Annotated in this window: 20 protein-coding genes; 3 read left to right on the forward strand and 17 right to left on the reverse strand. The window is 70.9% G+C overall.

The genetic code is table 11. The features are described 5' to 3' along the window. Positions 1-485 precede the first annotated feature (485 nt). Positions 486-1,619, reverse strand: coding sequence for a succinyldiaminopimelate transaminase (gene dapC / locus ABZ354_RS27925; RefSeq protein ID WP_358661369.1), 1,134 nt, complete (start codon positions 1,617-1,619; stop codon positions 486-488). A 144-nt stretch (positions 1,620-1,763) separates the two neighbouring features. Continuing rightward, positions 1,764-2,093: a ferredoxin gene (gene fdxA, locus ABZ354_RS27930; protein WP_358661371.1), complete on the reverse strand. Its 330-nt coding sequence runs from the start codon at positions 2,091-2,093 to the stop codon at positions 1,764-1,766. Positions 2,094-2,233: 140 nt separating this feature from the next. On the opposite strand from fdxA, the gene ABZ354_RS27935 reads away from it, so the two are divergent. Together ABZ354_RS27935 and ABZ354_RS27940 are read left to right on the forward strand one after the other, a co-directional pair. Next, positions 2,234-3,262: a GNAT family N-acetyltransferase gene (locus ABZ354_RS27935; RefSeq protein ID WP_358661412.1), complete on the forward strand. Its 1,029-nt coding sequence runs from the start codon at positions 2,234-2,236 to the stop codon at positions 3,260-3,262. A gap of 14 nt (positions 3,263-3,276) precedes the next feature. Further along, a complete protein-coding gene (locus ABZ354_RS27940) occupies positions 3,277-4,128 on the forward strand; it encodes a transglutaminase-like domain-containing protein (protein WP_358661373.1) in 852 nt (283 codons plus the stop codon). 103 nt (positions 4,129-4,231) lie between these two features. Here ABZ354_RS27940 and ABZ354_RS27945 read toward each other — a convergent pair whose 3' ends face one another. From ABZ354_RS27945 to ABZ354_RS27960, 4 genes are all read right to left on the reverse strand, one after another. Next, positions 4,232-6,412 carry a hypothetical protein gene (locus tag ABZ354_RS27945; RefSeq protein ID WP_358661375.1) on the reverse strand — a complete coding sequence of 727 codons (2,181 nt, stop codon included), beginning with the start codon at positions 6,410-6,412 and terminating at the stop codon, positions 4,232-4,234. Positions 6,413-6,609: 197 nt separating this feature from the next. After that, complete coding sequence (locus ABZ354_RS27950; RefSeq protein WP_358661377.1) at positions 6,610-7,020, reverse strand: DUF6113 family protein; 411 nt, start codon at positions 7,018-7,020, stop codon at positions 6,610-6,612. Next, positions 7,017-7,892 (reverse strand): N-acetyl-1-D-myo-inositol-2-amino-2-deoxy-alpha-D-glucopyranoside deacetylase, encoded by an 876-nt coding sequence (gene mshB / locus ABZ354_RS27955; protein ID WP_358661379.1) that lies wholly within the window; start codon positions 7,890-7,892, stop codon positions 7,017-7,019. Before mshB ends, ABZ354_RS27950 begins: the two co-directional genes overlap by 4 nt. Positions 7,893-8,076: 184 nt before the next feature. Next, on the reverse strand, positions 8,077-8,271 hold the full coding sequence (locus ABZ354_RS27960; protein ID WP_358661381.1) for a hypothetical protein: 195 nt from the start codon (positions 8,269-8,271) through the stop codon (positions 8,077-8,079). Between the two features lie 155 nt (positions 8,272-8,426). On the opposite strand from ABZ354_RS27960, the gene ABZ354_RS27965 reads away from it, so the two are divergent. After that, complete coding sequence (locus ABZ354_RS27965) at positions 8,427-10,547, forward strand: prolyl oligopeptidase family serine peptidase (protein ID WP_358661383.1); 2,121 nt, start codon at positions 8,427-8,429, stop codon at positions 10,545-10,547. Positions 10,548-10,729: 182 nt separating this feature from the next. Here ABZ354_RS27965 and ABZ354_RS27970 read toward each other — a convergent pair whose 3' ends face one another. From ABZ354_RS27970 to ABZ354_RS28020, 11 genes are all read right to left on the reverse strand, one after another. After that, entirely contained in the window at positions 10,730-11,779 is a 1,050-nt protein-coding gene (locus tag ABZ354_RS27970; RefSeq protein WP_358661385.1) for a dipeptide ABC transporter ATP-binding protein, read from the reverse strand. Next, positions 11,763-12,746: an ABC transporter ATP-binding protein gene (locus tag ABZ354_RS27975; RefSeq protein ID WP_358661387.1), complete on the reverse strand. Its 984-nt coding sequence runs from the start codon at positions 12,744-12,746 to the stop codon at positions 11,763-11,765. Before ABZ354_RS27975 ends, ABZ354_RS27970 begins: the two co-directional genes overlap by 17 nt. Before the next feature lie 6 nt (positions 12,747-12,752). Beyond that, positions 12,753-13,739: an ABC transporter permease gene (locus tag ABZ354_RS27980; protein ID WP_358661389.1), complete on the reverse strand. Its 987-nt coding sequence runs from the start codon at positions 13,737-13,739 to the stop codon at positions 12,753-12,755. Continuing rightward, positions 13,732-14,655, reverse strand: coding sequence for an ABC transporter permease (locus ABZ354_RS27985; protein ID WP_358661391.1), 924 nt, complete (start codon positions 14,653-14,655; stop codon positions 13,732-13,734). The genes ABZ354_RS27980 and ABZ354_RS27985 overlap by 8 nt, the downstream gene beginning before the upstream one ends. Before the next feature lie 9 nt (positions 14,656-14,664). Further along, entirely contained in the window at positions 14,665-16,302 is a 1,638-nt protein-coding gene (locus ABZ354_RS27990) for an ABC transporter substrate-binding protein (RefSeq protein WP_358661393.1), read from the reverse strand. Between the two features lie 212 nt (positions 16,303-16,514). Continuing rightward, on the reverse strand, positions 16,515-17,663 hold the full coding sequence (locus ABZ354_RS27995; RefSeq protein ID WP_358661395.1) for a dipeptide ABC transporter ATP-binding protein: 1,149 nt from the start codon (positions 17,661-17,663) through the stop codon (positions 16,515-16,517). Then, positions 17,656-18,714, reverse strand: a complete 1,059-nt coding sequence (locus tag ABZ354_RS28000; protein ID WP_358661397.1) for an ABC transporter ATP-binding protein — start codon at positions 18,712-18,714, stop codon at positions 17,656-17,658. Before ABZ354_RS28000 ends, ABZ354_RS27995 begins: the two co-directional genes overlap by 8 nt. A gap of 11 nt (positions 18,715-18,725) precedes the next feature. Next, positions 18,726-19,697: an ABC transporter permease gene (locus tag ABZ354_RS28005; RefSeq protein WP_358661398.1), complete on the reverse strand. Its 972-nt coding sequence runs from the start codon at positions 19,695-19,697 to the stop codon at positions 18,726-18,728. Beyond that, the gene (locus tag ABZ354_RS28010) at positions 19,690-20,619 is read right to left on the reverse strand and encodes an ABC transporter permease (RefSeq protein WP_358661400.1); all 930 of its coding nucleotides are present in this window, start codon (positions 20,617-20,619) and stop codon (positions 19,690-19,692) included. Before ABZ354_RS28010 ends, ABZ354_RS28005 begins: the two co-directional genes overlap by 8 nt. A gap of 131 nt (positions 20,620-20,750) precedes the next feature. Further along, positions 20,751-22,367 carry an ABC transporter substrate-binding protein gene (locus ABZ354_RS28015; protein WP_358661402.1) on the reverse strand — a complete coding sequence of 539 codons (1,617 nt, stop codon included), beginning with the start codon at positions 22,365-22,367 and terminating at the stop codon, positions 20,751-20,753. A gap of 419 nt (positions 22,368-22,786) precedes the next feature. After that, positions 22,787-23,024 (reverse strand): hypothetical protein (locus tag ABZ354_RS28020; protein ID WP_358661404.1); only part of this gene is annotated, 238 nt, incomplete at its 5' end.

Consider the following 23,024-nt stretch of genomic DNA (forward strand, 5'->3'; position numbering starts at 1 on the left):
AACTGGCCACCCGCTACAAGGCCGGACTCCACCTCGCGGCACTCATCCTCTGGCTCCGCGAACCCGCCCAAGATCGTTTGTCAGACAGTGCCTAGTGCGACACCTCACGTGCCCGGGTTGCTTTCCCTGCCACCGGAGGAGGGTGCGCGCCGCTTCTCGTCCCGTCGGGCCACCACCCGCGCAGGGCAACGCGTCGCATGATCGCCCGCGGAGGACCACGGGTACATGCCGGCCGCCGTGACAGCGCGCCCCGTCCCACGGCCCGTGCCTCGCAGGGCCTTGACACCGTGGGCGACACCGCCGACCCGGTGGCCGACGGCAACCTGCCGACGGGCCGTCTCCCCGCGAAGGACCTGCCGTTCGGCTGGCCCCGCCTCCCACGCCGAGTGCGCACAGCGGCGGGGCCCAGGATCACCGCCTGGGCCCCGCCGCTCGTTCATGGGCGGACGCGCGCCGCTACCGCACGTCCGTGTACGCGCACGCTGTCACGCGGAGGCCAGCCGCTCCGCCGCCGCCCGGACACGCTCGTCCGTCGCCGTCAGGGCCACGCGGACGAAGCGGTCGCCCGCCGGGCCGTAGAAGTCGCCGGGCGCCACGAGGATGCCCAGCCGGGCCAGGTGCGCCACCGTGTCCCAGCACGGTTCGTCCCGCGTGGCCCACAGGTACAGGCCGGCCTCGCTGTGCTCGATGCGGAAGCCGTGCCGCAGCAGTGCCTCGCGGAGCACCTCGCGGCGGGCCGCGTACCGCTCCCTCTGCTCCCGCACGTGCGTGTCGTCGCCCAGGGCCGCGATCACCGCGGCCTGCGTCGGGGCCGGCGTCATCATGCCGCCGTGCTTGCGGATCTCCAGGAGCGCGCCGAGGACCTCCGGGTCGCCGGCGAGGAAGGCGGCGCGGTAGCCGGCCAGGTTGGAGCGCTTGGACAGGGAGTGCACCGCGACGACGCCGTCGGAGGAGCCGCCGTTGACGTCGGGGTTCAGGACCGAGACCGGGTCGGCCTCCCAGCCCAGCTCCAGGTAGCACTCGTCGGAGAACAGCAGGACGCCGTGCTCGCGGGCCCACGCCACGATCCGGGTCAGCTCGTCCTTGGCCAGCACCCTGCCCGTCGGGTTGGACGGGGAGTTCAGCCACAGCAGCCGCAGGCCGGCCGGGTCCAGCTCGGTCGGGTCGTCGTACGCCTCGTACTCGGCGCGTGCCAGACGGGCGCCGACCTCGTACGTCGGGTACGCCAGGCGCGGGTACGCGACCCGGTCGCCCGGGCCGAGGCCCAGCTGGGTGGGGAGCCAGGCGACGAGTTCCTTGGAGCCGACGACGGGCAGGACGTGGTGGTGGGTGACGTCGCGGGCGCCCAGACGGCGCTCCACCCAGCCGGTGATCGCGTCACGCAGCTCGGGCGTGCCCCACACCGTCGGGTATCCCGGGGAGTTCGCCGCGTCCGTCAGCGCCTTCCGGATCAGCTCGGGCACCGGATCGACCGGGGTGCCGACGGACAGGTCGACGATGCCGTCCCGGTGCGCGGCGGCCTTCTGCTTGTACGGTGCCAGGCTGTCCCAGGGGAAGTCCGGGAGGCGCTCGCGCAGCGACTGCGTGGCGGGGGCGGCGGGCGGGCGGCGGTCGGACACGTTCTCTGGCTCGCTTTCGTGCTGTGCGGTCGGGGCCGGTCGGCCGGCCCCGAGCCCGGACGGCAAACGCCTCGGTCCCGTGCGGCCGTCCCGGGGAACGGGCCGTACGGGACCGAGGCGGCGCGGTGCGGGCCGCTTACGGGGTTACTCGGCCGCGGGGGCCTGCGGCGGCAGGGCGGCGATGAACGGGTGATCACGCTCGATCAGCCCCAGCTTGCTGGCGCCACCGGGCGAGCCGAGCTCGTCGAAGAACTCGACGTTCGCCTTGTAGTAGTCCTTCCACTCCTCCGGAGTGTCGTCCTCGTAGAAGATGGCCTCCACCGGGCACACCGGCTCACAGGCCCCACAGTCGACGCATTCGTCCGGATGGATGTACAAGGACCGCTGGCCCTCGTAGATGCAGTCGACCGGGCACTCCTCGATGCACGCCTTGTCCTTGACGTCGACACAAGGCTGCGCGATGACGTAGGTCACGCTGTCGTTCCTCCTCGGTAGGGCGCTGGCGGGCCTCCTCAGGCTCCGCCGCCTGGCGCGCGGGAGCGCGGCGTCGTCGATGCCCGCCCCTAGTATCTCCGTTCCGGGGCATGATCCGAACAGGAGGGGTGAACAGACCTGTGGAATTCTCGGCCGCCGGGCGACTTGAGGTCCGCATCACCGCCGCTGACGTGGGCAAACGGGTGACGGTGAGGCGCTTGAGGGAACCTGGGGGCACACCGGAGAAGTTCACCGACACGGTCGGCGTGCTCACATCATGGACAGATGGTGTGCTGCTCGTCACCCGCAGGTCGGGCGAGAAGGTGCGCATCCCGCAATCCACGGTGGTGGCGGGCAAAGTGGTCCCTTCGGCCCCGGCGCGCCGCCGGGGGCCCGCCGCCTCGTACGAGGAGCTGGCCCTGGTCTCGGCACGGGCCTGGCGGCCGGTCGAGAGCGAGCGGCTGGGCGGCTGGGAGCTCAGGGCGGCGGGCGGGTTCACCCGGCGTGCCGGCTCGGTGCTGCCGCTCGGCGACCCGGGCGTGCCGCTCGACGAGGCGCTGAGCCGCGTACGCCGCTGGTACGGCGAGCGGGGCCTGCCCGCCTACGTGCAGGCCGCGACCGGCGCGGCGGGTACGCAGGAGGCGCTGTGCGCGGAGCTCCAGCGGCGCGGGTGGGTGCGGGAGGTGACCGCGGAGCTGTGGACCGGGGCGCTCGCGCCCGTGGCCGACGTGGGCGAGCCCTCGCTGGCCGGGCTGGCGCGGGAGGCCGACGAGGCGTGGCTGGCGCGCTATCGGCGCGAGGGCCTGAGCGAGGTGGCCCTGAAGGTGCTGGGGAGCGGTCCTTCGGTGTGGTTCGCGACGGTGCCGGGGGACGGCGGGGACGGGGTGCCCGCGGCTGTGGGGCGGTGCGTGGTGGACGGCCGGTGGGCCGGGTTCGCGGCCGTCGAGGTCGATCCGGCGCTGCGGCGCCGGGGGCTGGCCACGGCCGTGATGGCGGCGCTGGCCCGGCGGGCCCTGGACGAGGGCGCGTCGGCCGCCTGGCTGCAGGTCGAGGAGGACAACGTGGCGGCGCGCGGACTGTACGCCCGGCTGGGCTTCGCCGCGCATCACGCCTACCACCACTACCGCGCGCCCGGATCCGGCGCCGACAGCCGGTACGAAGCACCGTGAGAGGGCACCCCGCCATGCCGTCCCCCTTCCCCCCTCCCCCGCGACGCGCCACGGAACTGCGTGACCGGTTCGCCGCCGAGGCACGCTCCGAGCGCCCCGACCTGTCGGTGCTGTGCCTGCTGACCGGCGCGGCGGCGGACGGCTCGCTGGACGACGCCGGGCTCGACGCCGCGCAGGTCGAGCTGGACCGGCTGGCCGGGCTGCTGCCGTACCGGCCGGGCGGCCCGCGGGCCTGGGCCGGGGCGCTGCGGGACCTGCTGGGCGAGCGGTGCGGGTTCCACGGCACGCCGGGGGACTACCGGCGGCTGGACTCGTCACTCCTGCAGCACGTGCTCCGGCGGCGGCGCGGGCTGCCGATCCTGCTGTCGGTGGTGTGGCTGGAGGTGGCCAGACGGGCCGGGGCGCCGGTGTACGGGGTGGCGCTGCCCGGGCACTTCGTCGTGGGGTTCGGGGCGGCGGAGGAGCGGGTGCTCGCGGACCCGTTCGACGGCGGACGGCTGCTGACCGGGGCGGACGCGGAGCTGCTGGTCGCGGGGGCGACGGGAGCGCCGCTGGACGCGTCGGCGCTGGAACCCGCGCGGCCGTTGGAGGTCGTACGGCGGATCCTGCACAACATCCGCGCCTGGGCCGCCGCACGGCCGGAGCGCTCCGACGTGGCGCTGTGGGCGCTGGACCTGTCGCTGCGGCTGCCCGCGCACCCGGCACGGCTGCGCTACGAGCGGGGGCTGCTGCTGGTGCAGCGGTGCGACTTCCTCGCCGGCGCCGCCGAACTGGAGGCGTACGCGGAGCTGGTGGAGGCGGTGGACGAGGCCGCGGCCGAGAAGGTGCGCGGGGAGGCGCGGGTGGCGCGGGCCAAGCTGAACTGACGCGGCCGGTCCGGCCGGCCGCGCGAACGGCTCAGGGCACCCGGTGCGTGCCGGATGCCCTGTGTGCCGTCGTCGTCGCCGGTGCCGTCGTGCGGTGGGTGCGTCAGCTCGGGTCGGTCGGGATGACGGCGACGCGGTCGGTCTTGTTCGTCAGGACCTGGCGGAGGGCGACGTAGACGTCCTGCGGGGTGACCGGGGTCTTGTCGCCGTTGCCGCGGGTGATGCGCACGTCGTCGAACGCGCCGCCGTAGAGCGTCTTCAGCGCGTCCAGGTCGGGCTTCTCGACCAGCTTGCCGTTGACGGCCTCGACCCGGAGGAACTTCCACAGGGATTTCTGCGGGCTCATCGGGACGGAGTGCGCCGCGTCGGTCTGCACGGTCACGTTGGCCGACATCGCCGGCTCGGCGAACTCCTTCATCATCCGGTCGACCTCGGCCCGGGAGACCTTGGGCTGCTGGACGCTCGTGGGGACGTTCACGGAGGGGGCGGTGCCGGTCCCGACCTGGCTGCGGTAGGCCTGCTGGACCACCTCGGCCGCGGCGGCGACGTCGATGCCCTCGCCCGCCTCGGGGTACACGGGGACCGCCCGGCCGGACCGGAACGTGATGGAGCCCTCGGTCACGGAGCCGGCGCCGCCCGCCGCGTCCTCCAGGGCGGCGTACAGCTTCTCCTCGTCGACCGGCATGACCGGATCGACGACACGGTGGTTGCCGAACAGGGAGCCGATCACGGAGACCGGGTTGTAGTCGCTTCCGGCCGCCGCGCCGACCGTGGACTGCATGTCGAACTGCAGGCCCGCCTGGTCCGGCGTCAGCTCGACGGTCTTGCCGTCCACGGTGAGCTTCAGCGGCTTGTTCACCCGGTCCTCGAACGCGGCGCCGAGCTTCTCGACGGCGTCGTCCCGGGTGCCCCCGCCGATGTCGAGGCCGAGCACGGTGGTGCCCTTGGGCACGTCGGAGCGGTTCATGAGCAGCCCGGCGCCGTAGGCGACACCGACGACGAGGAGCGCGCCGACGCCGAGCAGGACGAGCTTGTTGCGGCCCTTCTTCCGGGGCTTGGACGAGCCGCCCGACTGCTGCGGGGCCGGCGGGTCCGGCAGGTGCGGGGGCGTGTGCCGCAGGGCGCTCTCGTCGGAGGGCTCGCCGGGCCGGTAGGGCGCGTTCCGGTCGGACGGGATCACGGGGATGCCGCTGGTGAGGGTGTGTCCGGAGACGTTGTCGCCGGGGTTGCCGTAGCCGGGGCCGTCGGGTTCGGGGGCCGGCTTCTGCGGGGTGAGGATCGCGGTGTCGTCGCTGAGCCCGCCGCTGAGGCCGGAGCCGGACTCGCCGGGGCCCGTGAGGCTGCTGGGAACGGTGCCCGGCACGCCGGGCCCGGGGCCGGACGCGGCGGGGCCCGTGAGGCTGCTGGGGCCGGAGATCAGGCCGGGGCCGCCGAGGCCGCCGGGCATCGGGCCGTCGCCGGTGACCGGACCGCCGGTGGGTCCGACCGGGCCGGGACCTGCGGTGAAGTCGCGGGAGCCGTCCCGGCCGGGGCGGGGCTGCTGCCCGGTGTGTTCGCCGCCGCGCTCGCCGTCCGAGAAGTACGGCAGGTCGTCGCGGCGTCCGTCGCTGTCGGGGCCGGTGCGCGGGCCGCCGCCCAGCGGGCCCGAACCGAGCGCCTCGGTCACGTCGAAGGAGCCGGTGCCGCCGCCGTGTCCGGGCGCCACGGGTCCGCCGGTCGCACCGGAGAGTTGGCTGTTCGCGCTGCCCGGCGCGCTCATGGAGCCGACCACGCCTCCGGGCCGCCCCGCCGACGGCCGGCCCGCACCGGAACCGGCCTGGGCCCCGCCCGAACCGCCCGGCAGGCCCGCGACACTGCCGGAGCCGCCGCCCTGCGACGGCTTGGCCGCCGGGGACCTGCGGGGCGCGAACCAGTCGCTGGTCGTCTCCTCGGCCTGCGGCCCGGGCCCGGCGGGAGCCTCCGCGGCGACGCCGGCCGGACCCCGCGCGGGTGCGGACGCGGACGCCGGCGCCCCGGCGTCCTGGTCGGCCCTGTCGCCACCGGAGTCCCCGACGGTCTTGCGCACGACGACCGGCGGAATCGGCCGGGACCCGGGGATGTTGATCCTTACCCGGGTGGTCAGCTGGGTCTCGGTCTTGCGTTCTTCCGGCTGCGCGGCCGAACGGCCCGCCTCCGCACCGCCGTCGGCGCCCGTCGGGGTGCCGTACGGCGGGGTGCCCGAGGGGTAGGCGGATCCGCCGCGCCCGTTGGGCCCGGTGGACGGACTGTCAGTTTCACGACTCAAGGCAGGTTCTCCCAGTTGGCTCCGCCGCCCGTCACGTCACCTCACGCTGGGGGGCTTTCCCTGCCCGAGCGGACTCGGGGACTCGGGGGAAGCTCGGCGGCGCGCACCACCATACTGGCCACCCCTGGCCGGTATCCCATGACCGCTGGGGAAACCCACACCGGACTCCCACGCCTGTCTCACGGCGAAGTGGTACGTCACTTGCCAAGTCGGGCGGGGGCCGCGGCGGGTTGCCGTACGGGCACGAGCGTGGCGCAGATCACAGCGACGGCCATACCGCCGAGCAGGAAGAGGTACGAGCCGCCGCTCGCGCCGAACAGGAAGTCGCCCTCGGGACGTCCGGCGGTGAGCAGGACCACGGCGAGCATCCAGCCGCCCGCGGCGGCCGCTGCCCCGCCCCGGCTGTTCAGGGCCCGCGCGGCGCCCAGGCACAGGCCCGCCTCGGCGGCCAGGGCGAGCAGCAGGCCGCCCGGGAACCACGCGGCCTGCACGAGCGTCCCGGCGAGGGCGACGACCCCGCCGAGCAGGAAGAGGAACAGGTAGGCGGCGGCCCGTCCGGCGGCCGGCGGGCGCAGCGGCCGGGCCATCGCGGGAGTGCGGTCGCTCATGCCGCCGCCTCCCCGGTGCCGGCGAACAGGTCGGTCTCCCGCAGCCCGGCGGCGCGCTCACCGTGGACCAGTTCGTAGTACTCGGTGGTGAACAGCGGCTGGGCGAGGTCGTTGGAGAGCGCGAAGTAGGGCTCGGCGACCGTGATCTGGGTGGCGTGGGCGCGCATCGCGGCGGCCTTGGCTCCGGCGTGGGCGGTGCCGTCGATCTCGGCGGTGATCCGCTCGTCGTCCACGACACCGGGTACGTCACCGAGGGCGCCGGCCTTGTCGAAGGGCAGCCGGGGCAGGTCGTCGCCGAGCCGCGCGAAGGCGGCCTCTCCGACGCTGCGGGGCACCCGGTTCCAGTAGATCTTGGCGAGGGGCAGGCCCGCGTCCTCGGCGAGTTCGGCGGCCCGCATGGCGACGCGGTGGGCCTGGATGTGGTCGGGGTGCCCGTAGCCGCCGTCGGGGTCGTACGTGACGAGGACCTGCGGCCGGACTTCCCGGATGACGTCCACGAGACGGCCGGCGGCCTCGTCGACGTCGGCCTGCCAGAAGCAGCCGGGGTCGTCGTTGTCGGGCAGGCCCATCATCCCGGAGTCGCGGTAGCGGCCCGGCCCGCCGAGCTGACGGACGTCGCGTACGCCGAGGGCACGCATCGCCTCGGCGAGCTCCCGGCGCCGGTACTCGCCGAGGGCGGCCCCGGTCAGGTGTGCGAGCTCGGGCGGGATGACCTCGCCGCGTTCCCCGAGGGTGCAGGTGACCAGGGTCACGTGGGCGCCCTCGGCCGCGTACCGGGCCATGGTCGCGCCGTTGTTGATCGACTCGTCGTCCGGGTGCGCGTGCACCAGCAGCAGACGCCGGGCGGCACCCGGGGAGGACAGTTCCGTCATGGGGGCCACCCTATGAGGCGCCGGGGCGCGCGAATCCGTCAGGACGCCTCGGTCTGATGCACCGCGTGGGCCGGCTCCGTGCCCTGCGCCCCGCAGGGCCGGCCCGGCGCCGCGCAGACCTCGGCCGGGTCCCGGACTCGGTGCAGTCCGGGACCCGGCCGAGGGCAGTCGCCGGCAGAAGCCGTCAGAACTTGATGCTGCCGATCATGTCCGCCACGCTCGTCGTCAGGTCGCTGATCGTCGGCGACAAGGTCGAGGAAGCGAGGTAGAAGCCGAGCAGCATGCAGACGACCGCGTGGCCTCCCTTCAACCCCGACTTCTTGATCAGCAGGAAGACGATGATCGCCAGCAGCACCACCGCCGAAATCGAGAGTGCCACGGCGGCTCACCTCCAAGAACCCAGGGGACGCGGGGGGTTGATACACGGGACAGCAGGTTCTTACCCACTGTGCGCCACCGATCATAACTATCCGTGCGTGCGCATCGATCGGCGCACGGCGACACAAGGGGGCGCATGGCCAATATGGTCGGGGCATGACGACCGAGGCTGACTCCTTTCCCAGGCGGCACGCCCGCACCCAGCGGTTCACGCTCGGCGCGCCGCGTTCGTTCACCGTGGCGCCCGACGGAGAACGGGTCGCGTTCCTGCGCTCCGGTTCCGGTACCGACAGGGCGCATTCGCTGCGGGTGCTGGACCTGGCGGACGGCGCGGAGCGCGTCGCGGCCGACCCCCGGGCCCTGCTGGGCGGCGTTTCGGAGAACCTCTCGCCCGAGGAGCGGGCCCGCCGCGAGCGCAGCCGTGAGGGCGGCGCCGGCATCGTCGGGTACGCCACCGACGCGGCCGTGGAACTGGCGTCCTTCGCACTGTCGGGGCGGCTGTTCACGGCCGGGCTGCGCGCCGGTGCGGCCCGTGAACTGCGCGTTCCGGGGCCGGTGATCGACCCGCGGCCCTCCCCCGACGGGCGGCACGTCGCCTACGTCGCGCGGGGTGCGCTGCGGGTGGTGGAGGCCGGGGGCGGGGCGGACCGGGCGCTGGTGGAGCCCGACGGCGAGCGCGTCACCTACGGTCTCGCGGAGTTCGTCGCGGCCGAGGAGATGGGGCGTCCGCGGGGCTTCTGGTGGTCACCCGAGTCCGACCGGCTGCTCGTGGCGCGCGTGGACGACACTCCGGTGCGGCGCTGGTGGATCTCCGACCCGGCTCGACCGGAACGTGACCCACAACACGTCCCGTATCCGGCGGCCGGTACGGCCAACGCGGACGTGCGGCTGTTCGTCATCGGCCTCGACGGGGCGCGTACCGAGGTCTCGTGGGACCGGGTCCGCTACCCGTATCTGGCGCGGGTGCACTGGTCAGCGGCGGGTGCGCCGCTTCTCCTGGTGCAGGCGCGCGATCAGCGCAGCCAGTTGTTCCTGGCCGTCGACCCGGAGTCCGGGGCGACCCGGATGGTGCACGCGGAGGAAGATCCAAGTTGGCTGGAAATCTTCACCGGTGTTCCGTGCTGGAGCCCGGCCGGACAGCTCGTGCGGATCGCCGACGAGGGCGGCGCGCGGGTACTCGCGGTGGGTGAACGGCCGCTCACCGGACCGCAGCTGCACGTGCGGGCCGTACTGGACGTGACCGCCCACGACGTGCTGCTCCAGGCGTCGGCGGGCGAGGAGGCGGCCGAGCCGGAGACCGGCGAGGTGCATGTGTACCGGGTGAACGAGCTGGGCTTCGTGCGCCTCTCGCAGGAGCCCGGGGTGCACACGGCGGTGCGTTCCGGGGACGTGACCGTGCTGGTGTCGGCGGCGCCCGACCGGCCGGGCTCGCGCGTCCAGGTGCTGCGGGGCGGCAAGCCGGCCGCGACGATCGCCTCGTACGCCGAGGACCCCGGGATGTCTCCGCGCCTGACGCTCACCCAGGGGGGCGCACGCCGCATCCCATGCGCTGTGCTTATGCCCCGGGACTACGCCGGGGACGCCCCTCTGCCGGTGCTCATGGACCCGTACGGCGGCCCGCACGGGCAGCGGGTGACCGCCGCGCACAACGCGCATCTGACCTCGCAGTGGTTCGCCGACCAGGGCTTCGCCGTGATCGTCGCCGACGGCCGCGGCACCCCGGGCCGCTCCCCCGCCTGGGAGAAGGCGGTGCGGGACGACGTGGCGGCCGTCGTCCTGGGTGACCAGGTCGACGCGCTCCAGGCCCTCGCCGGTGACTTCCCGCTCGACCTCGGCAGGGTCGCGGTCCGCGGCTGGTCCTTCGGCGGCTATCTGGCGGCTCTCGCGGTCCTGCGCCGCCCCGACGTCTTCCACGCGGCGGTGGTGGGCGCCCCGGTCACCGATCTGCGCCTGTACGACACCCACTACCAGGAGCGGTACCTCGGTCACCCCGACGAGCAGCCGGAGGTGTACCGGCGCAACTCCCTGATCGACGACGAGGGGCTGGTCGACGCGGCCCGGCCGCACCGCCCGATGATGATCATCCACGGCCTCGCGGACGACAACGTGGTGGTGGCGCACTCCCTGCGGCTCTCCTCGGCCCTGCTCGCCGCGGGCCGTCCGCACGAGGTGCTGCCGCTGTCCGGGGTCACCCACATGACCCCGCAGGAAACGGTGGCGGAGAACCTGCTGCGGCTCCAGCTGGGCTTCCTGAAGCGGTCGCTGGGCCTCGCGTAGGCACGGTCCGCACCCGTACGGCCACGGGCCGCCGCGCGGCAACGGGCCGGGGCGCACGACGCCGCCCCGGCCCGTTCACGGCACCCGCACGGCCGTACGCCGGTCAGCCTGCCCCGTCCGTGTACCGGGAGCGGGTCGGCCGGGTTTCCGGCGTGTTGCCGGGCTTCGTTCGTGAAAGCGCCTCACGCGCCCGCCGGTTCCGGAGGGACCACCTGTTTCTCCTCCGCGAAGTGGCAGGCCGAGTCGTGGGCCGCGGGGCCGGCCGTGTGCCGGAACTCCTCGGGCACCGCGAGCGCCGGGACCTCCACCGCGCAGCGCTCCCGGGCCTTCCAGCAGCGGGTGCGGAAGCGGCAGCCGGACGGGATGTTCGTCGGGGACGGGACGTCGCCGGCGAGGATGATCCGCTCCCGGCGTTCCCTCGCCTCCGGGTCGGGCACGGGGACCGCCGACAGCAGCGCCTGGGTGTACGGGTGCGTCGGGTGGTCGTAGATCTCGGCGTCCCTGCCGGTCTCCACGATCCGGCCCAGGTACATCACGGCGACCCGGTCCGAGATGTGCCGGACGATCGACAGGTCGTGCGCGATGAAGAGGTACGACAGGTTGAACTCGTCCTGCAGTCGCTCCATCAGGTTGATGACCTGCGCCTGGACCGACACGTCCAGCGCCGAGACCGGTTCGTCGGCGACGATCACCTCGGGGTTCAGGGCCAGGCCGCGGGCGATGCCGATGCGCTGGCGCTGACCGCCGGAGAACTGGTGCGGGTAGCGGTTGATGTACTCCGGGTTCAAGCCGACGACGTCCAGGAGGTCCTGGACGCGCTTGCGCCGGTCGCCCTTCGGGGCCACCTCGGGGTGGATGTCGAAGGGCTCCCCGATGATGTCGCCGACCGTCATGCGCGGGTTCAGCGACGTGTACGGGTCCTGGAACACCATCTGGATGTTGCGGCGGACCGCCTTCAGGGCACGGCCCGACAGCCGGGTGACGTCCTCGCCCTTGTAGCGGATCGAACCCGCCGTCGGGCGTTCCAGGTTGACCAGCATCTTCGCGACCGTCGACTTGCCGCAGCCCGACTCGCCCACGATGCCCAGGGTCTCGCCCCGGCGGAGCGTGAAGTCGACGCCGTCGACGGCCTTCACCGCGCCGATCTGCTTCTTGAAGAGGACACCCCGGGTGAGCGGGTAGTGCTTGACGAGGCCGATGACCTCCAGGATGGGCTCAGTCGTCGGGGCCATGCAGGCACTCCCTCCAGAAGTGGCAGGCGCTGCCCCGCACGTCCGACACCTCGTACAGCGGCGGTACGTCCGTCCGGCACACGTCCCGGGCCATCGGGCAGCGCGGGTGGAAGGCACAGCCGGGCGGGATGTGCAGCAGGCTGGGCGGCAGGCCCTTGATGGCGTAGAGCTCCTGGCCCTTCTGGTCGAGGCGGGGCACGGAGTCCAGCAGGCCGCGCGTGTAGGGGTGGGCGGGGGCCTTGTAGATGTCGTGCACAGGGGCCTGTTCGACGATCCGGCCCGCGTACATCACCGCGATCCGGTCGGCGACGTCGGCCACCACGCCCAGGTCGTGGGTGATGAGGACGAGGCCCATGCCGTACTCGCGCTGGAGTTCCGCGAGGAGGTCCATGACCTGGGCCTGGACGGTGACGTCGAGGGCGGTGGTGGGCTCGTCGGCGATGATGAGCGCCGGTTCCAGGGCCAGCGCCATGGCGATCATGATGCGCTGGCGCATGCCGCCGGAGAACTGGTGCGGGTACTGCCGCACGCGCTCCTTCGCGCCCGGGATGCGGACGCGGTCCATCAGCTCGACGGCCTTGGCGCGGGCCTCCTTCCGGGACGTGCCGCGGTGCACGACGAACATCTCGCCGAGCTGGTCGCCCACCGGGAGCACGGGGTTCAGGGACGACAACGCGTCCTGGAAGATCATCGCCATGCCGGCGCCACGGATCCTCCTGCGCGCGTCCTCCTTCAGCTTCAGCAGGTCACGGCCCTGGAAGAGGATCTCGCCCGACGTGATCCGGCCGGGCGGCATGTCGAGGATGCCCATGATCGCCTGGGCGGTGACGGACTTGCCGGAGCCGGACTCGCCCAGCACGGCCAGGGTCTCGCCCGCGTCGACGCCGTAGGTGACGCCGTTGACGGCCCCGGCGACGCCGTCGCGGGTGCGGAACTCCACGTGCAGGTCGCGCACTTCGAGCAGCACGGCGGCTCACCTCAGCTTCGGGTCGAGGGCGTCGCGCACCGCGTCGCCGAGCATGATGAACGCCAGCACGGTGACCGCCAGCGCTCCGGAGGGCCACAGCAGGGCGTGCGGGGCGTTGCGGATGTACGGGGAGGCGGCGGAGATGTCGATGCCCCACGAGACCGTAGGCGGTTTCAGTCCCACGCCGAGGTAGGAGAGCGTGGCCTCCAGGGAGATGTACGTGCCGAGCGCGATGGTCGCGACCACGATCACCGGCGCCACGGCGTTCGGGGTGATGTGGCGCAGCAGGAGGCGGGTGCTGGAGGCGCCGAGGGCGCGGGCGGCCTGCACGTAGTCGTTCTGTTTGGCGGTGAGGACGGCGCCGCGGGCGATGCGGGAGATCTGCGGCCAGCCCAGCAGCACCATGAACCCGATGACCGGCCAGACGGTGTTGCTGGTGACGACGGACAGCAGGACCAGGCCGCCGAGCACGACCGGGATCGCGAAGAACACGTCGGTCATGCGGGACAGGACGGAGTCCCAGAACCCTCCGAAGAAGCCCGCCAGAGCGCCGAGGACGCTGCCGAGGACGGACACCCCGAGCGTGGCGAGGACGCCGACCGTGACGGACGTACGGGCGCCGTAGACGGTGCGGGTGTAGACGTCGCAGCCCTGGCCGTCGAAGCCGAAGGGGTGGCCGGGCTGGGGGCCCTCCTGGGCCTTGGACAGCCGGCAGGTGAGCGGGTTGCCCGAGGCGATCAGCGACGGCCACAGGGAGATGACGACCAGGAAGACGATCAGCAGGCCGGAGAGGAGGAAGACGGGGTTGCGGCGCAGGTCGCGCCAGGCGTCGGACCACAGACTGCGCGCTCCGCCCCGCTCGCCGGTGCCGGGCTCCCCGGGGCCGCCGGGGCCGCGTTCCAGGGACTCCCCCTCGCTGGTGGCGAGGTCCATGGCACCGCCCATTCCGGTCCCGGCGACGGCGCCGTCCGGGTCGTGCGGCTGCTCAGGCATAGCGGATCCTCGGGTCGAGTACGGCGTACAGCAGGTCGACGAGGAGGTTGGCGGCCAGGAAGACGAGGACGAGGACGGTCACGAAGCCGACGACGGTCTGCGTGTTCTGGCGGAGAATGCCCTGGTAGAGCTGGTAGCCGACGCCGTGGATGTTGAAGATCCGCTCGGTGACGATCGCGCCGCCCATCAGGAAGCCCACGTCGGACCCGATGAAGGTGACGACCGGGATGAGCGAGTTGCGCAGCAGGTGGCGGGTGACGACACGGCGGCGCGGCAGGCCTTTGGCGACGGCCGTGCGGACGTAGTCGGAGCGGCGGTTCTCGGCGATGGAGGTGCGGGTCAGGCGGGTCACGTAGGCGAGGGACACCGACGCCAGGACCAGGCCGGGGACGACTAGCTCGTCCAGGGTGGCGTCCGTCGACACGGACGGCTTGATCCAGGCCCACTGCACGCCGAGCAGCAGTTGGAGCAGCAGACCGGTGACGAAGGTCGGCACGGAGATCACGACGAGGGTGAACACCAGGACCGTCGTGTCGACGGGCCGGCCGCGGCGCAGGCCGGTGACGACGCCCAGGGTGATGCCGATGACGATCTCGAAGACGATCGCGACGAGGGTGAGACGGATGGTGACGGGGAACGCCGTCGACATCAGCTCGGTGACCCGCTGGCCGTTGAAGGCGGTGCCGAAGTCGCCGGTGAAGACGTTCCCCATGTACGTCAGGTATTGCTGCCAGACCGGCTTGTCGAGGCCGAACTCCTTCCTGAGCTGGGCGGCCGTCGCCGGGTCGCACTCCCGGTCGCCGCACAGGCCCGCCACCGGGTCGCCCATGACGTTGACCATGAGGAAGATCAGCAGGGTGGCGCCCACGAACACTGGGATCATCTGGAGCAGACGCCTCGCGACGTACCGTCCCATAACGCCGCCTCAGCCGACCTTGATCTGGTCGTAGACGGGGACGCTGAACGGGTTGAGCTTCACGTCCGACAGCCGCGCGGAGTAGCCGGCGCTGCCGTTCTGGTACCAGAGCGGGATGGCGGCCATGTTGTCGCGGACGACCCCCTCGGCCTGCTGGAACAGCGAGACGGCCTTCGCGGGGTCGGCCTCGCCGTTGGCCCGGTCGACGAGCTTGTCGAACGTGCTGTTGCTCCACCTGCCGTCGTTGGAGGAGGCGTTGGTGTAGTAGAGCGGCTGGAGGAAGTTCTGGATGAGCGGGTAGTCCATCTGCCAGCCGGCGCGGAACGGGCCGCTCATCTTCTTGTCGGTGATCTGGCTGCGGAAGTCGGCGAAGGTGCCGACGGGGTTGCCGACGCAGGCGCGGTTGTTGCCGACGGCGTTGTTGATGGAGTTGCAGAGCGCGTCGACCCACTCCTTGTGGGAGCCGGTGTCCGCGTTGTAGGTGATGCTGACCCGGCCGCCGGGCAGGCCGCCACCCTCTTTGATCATCTTCTTCGCCTCGGCGGGCTGGTACGCGCAGGCGTCGCCGCACAGCCCCTGCTTGAAGCCGCCCTCCTTGCCGAGCACCGGGGAGGTCCAGTCGGTGGCCGGGGTGCGGGTGCCGTGGAAGATCGTCTTCGTGATCTGGTCGCGGTCGATCGCCATGGACAGGCCCTTGCGGACCTTCTCCATGCCGGCCCTGCCCCAGTTCTTGTCGTAGTAGGGGATGGCGAGGGTCTGGATGATGCCGGCGGGCGAGTTGATGTACCGGTCCCCGAGGTCCTTCCCGACGTTCTTCAGCTGCGCGGCGGGCACGTCGTCCACGAGGTCGAGGTTGCCGGCCAGCAGGTCGGTGTAGGCGGTGTTGTTGTCGGTGTAGACCTTGAGGTCCACGCCGCCGTTCCGCGCCTTGTCGGGGCCGGGGTACCCCGCCCACGTGCGCAGCGACATCTGCGAGCCCTTGGTGTACGACTGCACGGTGTACGGGCCGTTGCCGACGGGCTTGGCGATCCAGGCGTCGTGGTGTGTGAAGAAGGCACGCGGCAGCGGGGCGAAGGCGCTGTAGCCGAGGGTGTCGGGGAAGGTGGAGAACTTCTGGCTGAGCCGGACGGTGAAGGTGCGCTCCCCGGTGACCTTCAGGCCGGAGAGGGTCTCGGCGCTCTGCTTGCCGCCGTCCTCGGGGTGGGCCTTGTCGTAGCCGTCGATGTAGCTGAAGAAGTACGCGTTCTTCTGGTTGTTCTTCAGGCTCGCGCCGTAGTTCCAGGCGTCCACGAAGGACTTGGCGGTGACCTTCTCGCCGTTGCTGAAGGTCCAGCCCTTCTTGACGGTGACGTCGAAGGTCTGCGAGTCCTTCGTGACGATCTTCTCGGCGAGCATGTCCTTGGCCTCGCCGGTCTCCGGGTCGTACCGCTTCAGGCCGCGGAAGACCATGTCGAGGACCTTGCCGCCCTGCACCTCGTTGGTGTTGGCCGGCTCCAGGGGGTTCTGCGGGTCGCCCCAGGAGGAGCTGAGCACCGCACCCGCGTCGCCCTCCCCTCCGCCACTGCCCCCTCCCCCGCCGCAGGCCGTCGCCGCGAGGGCCGTGACCACCGCGCAAGCGGCCCATGTGGGGTGCGTGGCTCCGCGCATGGGTGCCTCCTCGTACGTGCGCAGGGGTGCGCTGCCGGCAGCGCCGTAGCACTGATCCTTCCGGCCAATATCGACCCGGAAGACGCACCGCGCACGTGCACTCCCGCCGTACGGGTCCCCGGTACGGCGGTCCGGGGCACGGGCGGAAAACGCCGGTTCCCGGCACCCCCTGACGGGAGGCCGGGAACCGGGTGGAGATCGGAGGAGCGGCGTCAGGCCCCGTGGACCACGTCCTTCTCCTCGGCGAAGTGGCAGGCCGACTCGTGGGCGGCCGGGGTGTCCTCGCCCTTGAAGCGCTCCGGGACCGCCAGCAGGGGCACCTCCTGCGCGCACTTGTCCTGCGCCTTCCAGCACCGGGTGCGGAAGCGGCAGCCCGACGGCGGGTTGGCCGGGGAGGGCACGTCACCGGTGAGGATGATCCGGTCGCGGTGGGCGCGGGCCTCCGGGTCCGGGACGGGGACCGCCGACAGCAGCGCCTGGGTGTACGGGTGCGTCGGGTGGTCGTAGATCTGCTCGTCCGTGCCGATCTCGGCCATCTTGCCGAGGTACATCACGCCGACCCGGTCCGAGATGTGCCGGACGATCGACAGGTCGTGCGCGATGAAGAGGTACGACAGGTTGAACTCGTCCTGCAGTCGCTCCATCAGGTTGATGACCTGCGCCTGGACGGACACGTCCAGCGCGGAGACCGGCTCGTCGCAGATGATGATCTCGGGGTTCAGGGCCAGGCCGCGGGCGATGCCGATGCGCTGGCGCTGACCGCCGGAGAACTGGTGCGGGTAGCGGTTGATGTACTCCGGGTTCAGGCCGACGACGTCCAGGAGGTCCTGGACGCGCTTGCGCCGGTCGCCCTTCGGGGCCACCTCGGGGTGGATGTCGAAGGGCTCCCCGATGATGTCGCCGACCGTCATGCGCGGGTTCAGCGACGTGTACGGGTCCTGGAACACCATCTGGATGTTGCGGCGGACCGCCTTCAGGGCACGGCCCGACAGCCGGGTGATGTCCTGGCCCTTGTAGAAGATCTCGCCGGCCGTGGCCCGCTCGAGGTTCATCAGGAGCTTGGCCACCGTCGACTTGCCGCAGCCGGACTCGCCCACGATGCCCAGGGTCTCGCCCTGGTACAGGTCGAAAGAGATCCCGTCGACGGCCTTGACCGCGCCGATCTCCCGCTTCAGGAGGATGCCCTGGGTGAGCGGGAAGTGCTTCACCAGGTTGCGGACCTGGAGGATCGGCTCGCCGCGCTCGACCGGCGCCTCGATGGCGGCGACCGCCGCCGTCTCCGACGGCGCTTTCACGACGTCCACCTCGGAGACGTTCGGCGTGGCGTCGACCGGCTCGTCGTGCTTGCTGGCCTCAGCCATGGATCGTCTCCTTCCAGAAGTGGCACGCCGACGCACGGCCCGCCAGTTCGCCCCCGTCCTGCTCGGTGACGAGGTGCAGCGGCGGAACGTCCGTACGGCAGATGTCCTGCGCCATCGGGCAGCGCGGGTTGAACGCGCAGCCGCCCGGGATGCGCGTCAGGTTCGGCGGCAGGCCCTTGATCGCGTACAGCTCCTGGCCCTTCTGGTCCAGGCGCGGGATCGATTCCAGCAGACCCTTGGTGTACGGGTGCGCCGGGCGCTTGTACAGCTCGTGGACCGGGGCGTGCTCCACGATCCGGCCCGCGTACATCACCGCGATCTTGTCCGCGACGTCGGCGACCACGCCGAGGTCGTGGGTGATGAGGATCAGGCCCATGTGGTACTCGCGCTGGAGCTCCGCCAGCAGGTCCATGACCTGGGCCTGCACCGTCACGTCGAGCGCCGTGGTGGGCTCGTCGGCGATGATCAGGTCCGGCTCCAGGGCCAGCGCCATCGCGATCATGATGCGCTGGCGCATACCGCCGGAGAACTGGTGCGGGTAGTCGCCCACCCGCGCCGCGGCGGCCGGGATCTTCACCCGGTCCATCAGCTCGATCGACTTGGCCTTGGCGTCCTTCCTGGACAGGCCCTGGTGCACGCGGAACATCTCGCCGAGCTGATAGCCCACCGAGAGCACGGGGTTGAGCGAGGACAGCGCGTCCTGGAAGATCATGGCGATCTTCCGGCCGCGCAGCTTGCGGCGCTCCTCGCCGGACATCTTCAGCATGTCCTGGCCCTTGAAGAGGATCTCCCCCTTCGGAATGCGGCCGGGCGGCATGTCGAGGATGCCCATGATCGCCTGCGCGGTCACGGACTTGCCGGAGCCTGACTCGCCGAGCACGGCGAGCGTCTCGCCGGCGTCGACCGAGTAGCTGACCCCGTTGACGGCCTTGGCCACACCGTCACGTGTGTGGAACTCCACGTGCAGGTCGCGGACTTCGAGGAGTGGACGGCCCGCGCCTTGCGCGCCGTCCGGCGCGGGGCTGCCGGCCGTTTCGTCGATGATGGTCACGTACGCCTCCCTCAGCGCAGCTTGGGATCGAGGGCGTTGCGTACCGCATCGCCGAACATGAGGAACGAGAGCACCGTGATCGAGACCATCACCGAGGGGATGATCAAGGTGAACGGCGCGTTGCGCAGCTGCTGGCGGCCGGTGGACACGTCCACACCCCACGAGACCGTCGGCTCCGCGAGACCGACACCGAGGAAGGACAGCGTGGCCTCGGCCGCGATGTAACCGCCCAGCGCGATGGTCGCGACGACGATGATCGGCGCGAGCGCGTTCGGCAGGATGTGCCGGTACAGGATGCGGCTGGTGGGGGCACCCAGCGCCTTGGCGGCGACGACGTAGTCGGCCTGTTTGACGGTGATGACCGCGCCGCGGGCGACTCGGGCGATCGAGGTCCAGCCGAGGAAGGCCAGCGCCACGATCACGACCCAGACGGTGCGGTTCTCGAAGGTGGTCAGGACGACCAGGGCACCCAGCAGGAACGGAACGCCGAAGAAGACGTCGGTGATGCGGGACAGCAGGCTGTCGAGCCAGCCGCCGAAGTAGCCGGCGATCATGCCGATGACCGTGCCGAGCACGGTCACCATGACGGTGACGCCGACGCCGACGAGGATCGAGGCCCGGGCGCCGTAGATGATGCGGGCGTAGATGGAGCGGCCCTGGCCGTCGTAGCCGAGCCAGTCCGCGGAGAAGAAGTCGCCCCAGTGCGGCGGCTGGAGGTAGTGGGCGGCCAGGTCGGCGTCGCGCGGCGAGGCGTTGGTGAACAGGCCCGGCGCGACCGACATGACCACCAGCAGCACGATCAGCGCGGAGGACACCAGGAACATGGGCCGGCGGCGCAGGTCGTACCAGGCGTCGGTCCACAGGCTGCGCGCCTTGGCGGCCGAGGCGCCCGCTTCGACGACCGTGGCGGCGGGCACCGGGTCCTTGGCGGTCACCGGCCGGCCGGTGACGCTCTTCTCGGGTTCGGCCGTGTTGTCAGGCATACCGGATCCTCGGGTCCAGGACCGCGTACAGCAGGTCGACGAGCAGGCTGGTGGCGAGGTAGACCAGGACGATCAGCGAGGCGATGCCCACGACGGTCGCGCCCTCGCGGCGGATGAGCGCCTCGTAGATGGCGTTGCCGACGCCCTTCACGTTGAAGATGCCCTCGGTGACGATGGCGCCCGTCATCAGGTTGCCGATGTCGGTACCGAGGAACGTGATCACGGGGATGAGCGAGTTGCGCATCAGGTGCACGCCGACGATACGGCGCTTGGGCAGGCCCTTGGCCACGGCTGTGCGCATGTAGTCGGCGCGCAGGTTCTCCGCCATCGAGGTGCGCGTCAGACGCGCCACATAGGCGAGGGAGAGGGAGCCCAGCACCATGGCGGGCAGCAGCAGTTCACTGAAACTCTCGGAGTCGCGCACCGTGGGCGTGGTCACCTGCCACTGGAACGCGAAGAGGTACTGCATCAGGAAGCCCAGCACGAAGGACGGCATCGAGATGAGGATCAGGGTCAGCGTCAGCAGGCCGCGGTCCTGGAGCGTGTCCGGGCGCAGGCCTGCGACGATGCCGAGGCCGACACCGACGAGGACCGTGAAGGCGAACGCGAACAGCGTGAGCCGGATGGTGACCGGGAACGCGTCGGAGATGATGTCGGCGACGGGTCGCTGGCTGGCTATCTCCGTGCCGAAGTCGCCCTGCACCAGACCGACCAGGTAGTTGGCGTACTGCTGCCAGATGGGCTGGTCGAGGCCGAGATCCTTTCTGATGCTCGCGACGACCGCGGGGTCGAACGACTGATCTCCCATGAGCGCTCTGACGGGGTCACCGGGCAGGGCGTACATCATGAGGAAGATCAACAAGGTGGACCCGATGAATACCGGGATCATCTGGAGCAGTCGTCGCGCGACATAACGCCCCATGCGTGCCTCCGTGAGGGGTTTGCTACGGCCGAAGGGGGGCCGTTCTCGAAAGAACGGCCCCCCTCGGCCTCCCGCCGCCGCCCAGGAGGCGGCGGCGATCAACGGCCGAGTACGTTGAGGCCCATGACCTCTTACTTGACGGTGACCTGGGCGAGCTCGATGTCGCCGTGGAAGTCGACGTGGACGTTGTCGACCGACTCACCGTGGCCGCCGTTGATGCGGTAGTACCAGAGCGGGATGGCCGGCATCTTCTCGAGAAGCTTCTTCTCGACCTCCTGGTAGGCCTTCACGGACTCTTCCAGGGACTCGGCCTTGTCGCCCTCCGCCATCAGCGAGTCGATCTCCTTGTCGGAGAAACGGCCGTTGTTGGACTCGGCGTGGGTGTGGTAGAGCTCCTTGATGAAGTTCACGTTGACCGGGTAGTCGGCCACCCAGCCACCGCGGTACATCCCCTTGACCTCGTTGTTGTCACGGGCCTCGAGGTCCGTGGCGAAGTCCGGCTTCGGGTCGCCGACGCAGTCGACGCCGGTGGCCTTGCGGATGGACTCGCAGACCGCGGTCACCCACTCCTTGTGGCCGCCGTCGCTGTTGTACTGGATGGTGAACTTGTTGCCCGGGACGCCGCCACCCTCCTTGATGAGCTTCTTGGCCTTCGCCGGGTCGTACGTGAACACGTCCGTACCCAGGTCCTGGTTGCCCTTGACCTGCGGCGGGGTGAAGCTCGTGGCCGGGGTGCGGGTGTTGTTCAGGACGGTCTTGGTGATCGTGTCCCGGTCGATGCCCATGGACAGACCCTGCAGCACCTTGGGGTCGATGTCCTTGAACGTCTTGCTGTAGAACGCCGGCACCAGCGACTGGATGGCCGCGTACGGCTGCTCGATGGCGCCGTCACCGAGGTCCTGCTTGTACTTCGGCAGGTCCGTCGGGCCGACCTGGCGGATGATGTCCAGGTTGCCGGAGACGACGTCCTTGTAGGCGGCCTCGAGGGTCGAGTAGTTCTTGAACTGCAGACCCTTGTTGGCGGCCTTGTTCGGGCCCTTGTAGTCCGCGAACGCCTTGACCTGGATGAGCTTCTTGTGGTCCCACTTCTCGAACTTGTAGGGACCGTTGCCGACCGGCTTCTGGCCGAAGGCCTTCGGGTCGTCGTAGAACACCTTGGGCAGCGGCGCCCAGGTGGCGTATCCCAGCTTGTAGTTGAAGTAGGGGACGCGCGCGTTCAGCTCGATCGTGAAGGTGGTGTCGTCCACGACCTTCAGACCGGACATCGCGTCGGCCTTCGGGTCACCCTTCTCCGGGTGGACGTCGTCGTAGCCCTTGATGTCGGCGAACCAGAACGAGTTCTGCTGGTTGTTCTTGATGTTGGCGTACCAGTTCCACGCGTCGACGTACGACTTGGCCGTGACGGCTTCGCCGTTGTGGAACTTCCAGCCCTTCTTCAGCTTGACCGTCCACGTCTTCGAGTCCTCGGTCTCGACCGACTCGGCGTTCGTGTAGACGATCTCGCCCTTGGCGTCGAAGTCCAGAAGCTGAGTGAACAGGGACTGGATGACGTACGAGCCGTTGGACTCGTTGGTGTCGGCCGGAATCAGCGGCTTCTGCGGCTCGCCGACGTCGATCGAGACGTAGCCTGCGGGCCCTGAGCCCTTCTTCGGCCCCTCGCTGTCATCGTCGCTGCCGCCACAAGCAGTGGCAGCCAGAGCGACGGTTATCGCGCCCGCGACCCACTTGGCGCTCTTGGCACCACGCATGGGTTCCTCCTCATGAGTCCATTGGTTCACCGCAAAGGGGTGCACACGCTATTTCTCCGGCAACCGCCCGTCGCCGATGCCGGAGATAGTCGGGTGACCCCGCGCTCGTGAGTCGGCGCCCCGCCTGCAGCACGTGCCCCGTTCATCCGAGCTCTACGCGCCTAACTATCTGCCAAGAGCCAACACCGAACCACCTTCCTGAGGTCTCGGTTCGATCACAGCTGATGTGTACATCTTCCAAAATCCGGACAAAGGGTTTGGTGAAAGATCCCTGCGAAACGGACTTGTTACACATCTATCGGTGATAAGTGTCCGGATTCCGGACGTGCGTGATCGAAAAACCGATTGCGCGTTACGCGCCCGCAATGCAGGCTGCGATCCGGCATGCCCGCCGGTCGGCGCAGTGACCTGTCGCACACTCAGGACGGCCGCTCGGAAGAACCATTCGAGAACGGTCCCGCACCTCGTACGGCCGGCGCACAGGTGACTTTCCGCGTCAGGGTAGTGGCCACTTTGGCGCCGAACCGGGTCTTGTGAAGAAACAGAGGGTTTTCCCTACCCTGTTTTTCCTTAACCTGCTGTACGGCTTCCACTTCACGACGCCGGTCGTACGACGACACCGGGCACCCCGCGGCGAGCGGGGTGCCCGGTGTCGTC

The sequence above is a fragment of the Streptomyces sp. NPDC005925 genome (assembly GCF_040638805.1).
GTDB lineage: Bacteria > Actinomycetota > Actinomycetes > Streptomycetales > Streptomycetaceae > Streptomyces.

Excerpts from the sequence above, each read along its gene's own strand:
- ABZ354_RS27990 (WP_358661393.1), bottom strand. The coding sequence starts at position 16,302 with ATGCGCGGAGCCACGCACCCCACATGGGCCGCTTGCGCGGTGGTCACG.
- mshB (WP_358661379.1), bottom strand. The coding sequence starts at position 7,892 with ATGACGGAACTGTCCTCCCCGGGTGCCGCCCGGCGTCTGCTGCTGGTG.
- ABZ354_RS28005 (WP_358661398.1), bottom strand. The coding sequence starts at position 19,697 with ATGCCTGACAACACGGCCGAACCCGAGAAGAGCGTCACCGGCCGGCCG.
- ABZ354_RS27970 (WP_358661385.1), bottom strand. The coding sequence starts at position 11,779 with ATGGCCCCGACGACTGAGCCCATCCTGGAGGTCATCGGCCTCGTCAAG.
- ABZ354_RS27965 (WP_358661383.1), top strand. The coding sequence starts at position 8,427 with ATGACGACCGAGGCTGACTCCTTTCCCAGGCGGCACGCCCGCACCCAG.
- ABZ354_RS27950 (WP_358661377.1), bottom strand. The coding sequence starts at position 7,020 with ATGAGCGACCGCACTCCCGCGATGGCCCGGCCGCTGCGCCCGCCGGCC.
- ABZ354_RS27995 (WP_358661395.1), bottom strand. The coding sequence starts at position 17,663 with ATGGCTGAGGCCAGCAAGCACGACGAGCCGGTCGACGCCACGCCGAAC.
- ABZ354_RS27980 (WP_358661389.1), bottom strand. The coding sequence starts at position 13,739 with ATGCCTGAGCAGCCGCACGACCCGGACGGCGCCGTCGCCGGGACCGGA.
- ABZ354_RS28010 (WP_358661400.1), bottom strand. The coding sequence starts at position 20,619 with ATGGGGCGTTATGTCGCGCGACGACTGCTCCAGATGATCCCGGTATTC.
- ABZ354_RS28015 (WP_358661402.1), bottom strand. The coding sequence starts at position 22,367 with ATGCGTGGTGCCAAGAGCGCCAAGTGGGTCGCGGGCGCGATAACCGTC.
- ABZ354_RS27985 (WP_358661391.1), bottom strand. The coding sequence starts at position 14,655 with ATGGGACGGTACGTCGCGAGGCGTCTGCTCCAGATGATCCCAGTGTTC.
- ABZ354_RS27940 (WP_358661373.1), top strand. The coding sequence starts at position 3,277 with ATGCCGTCCCCCTTCCCCCCTCCCCCGCGACGCGCCACGGAACTGCGT.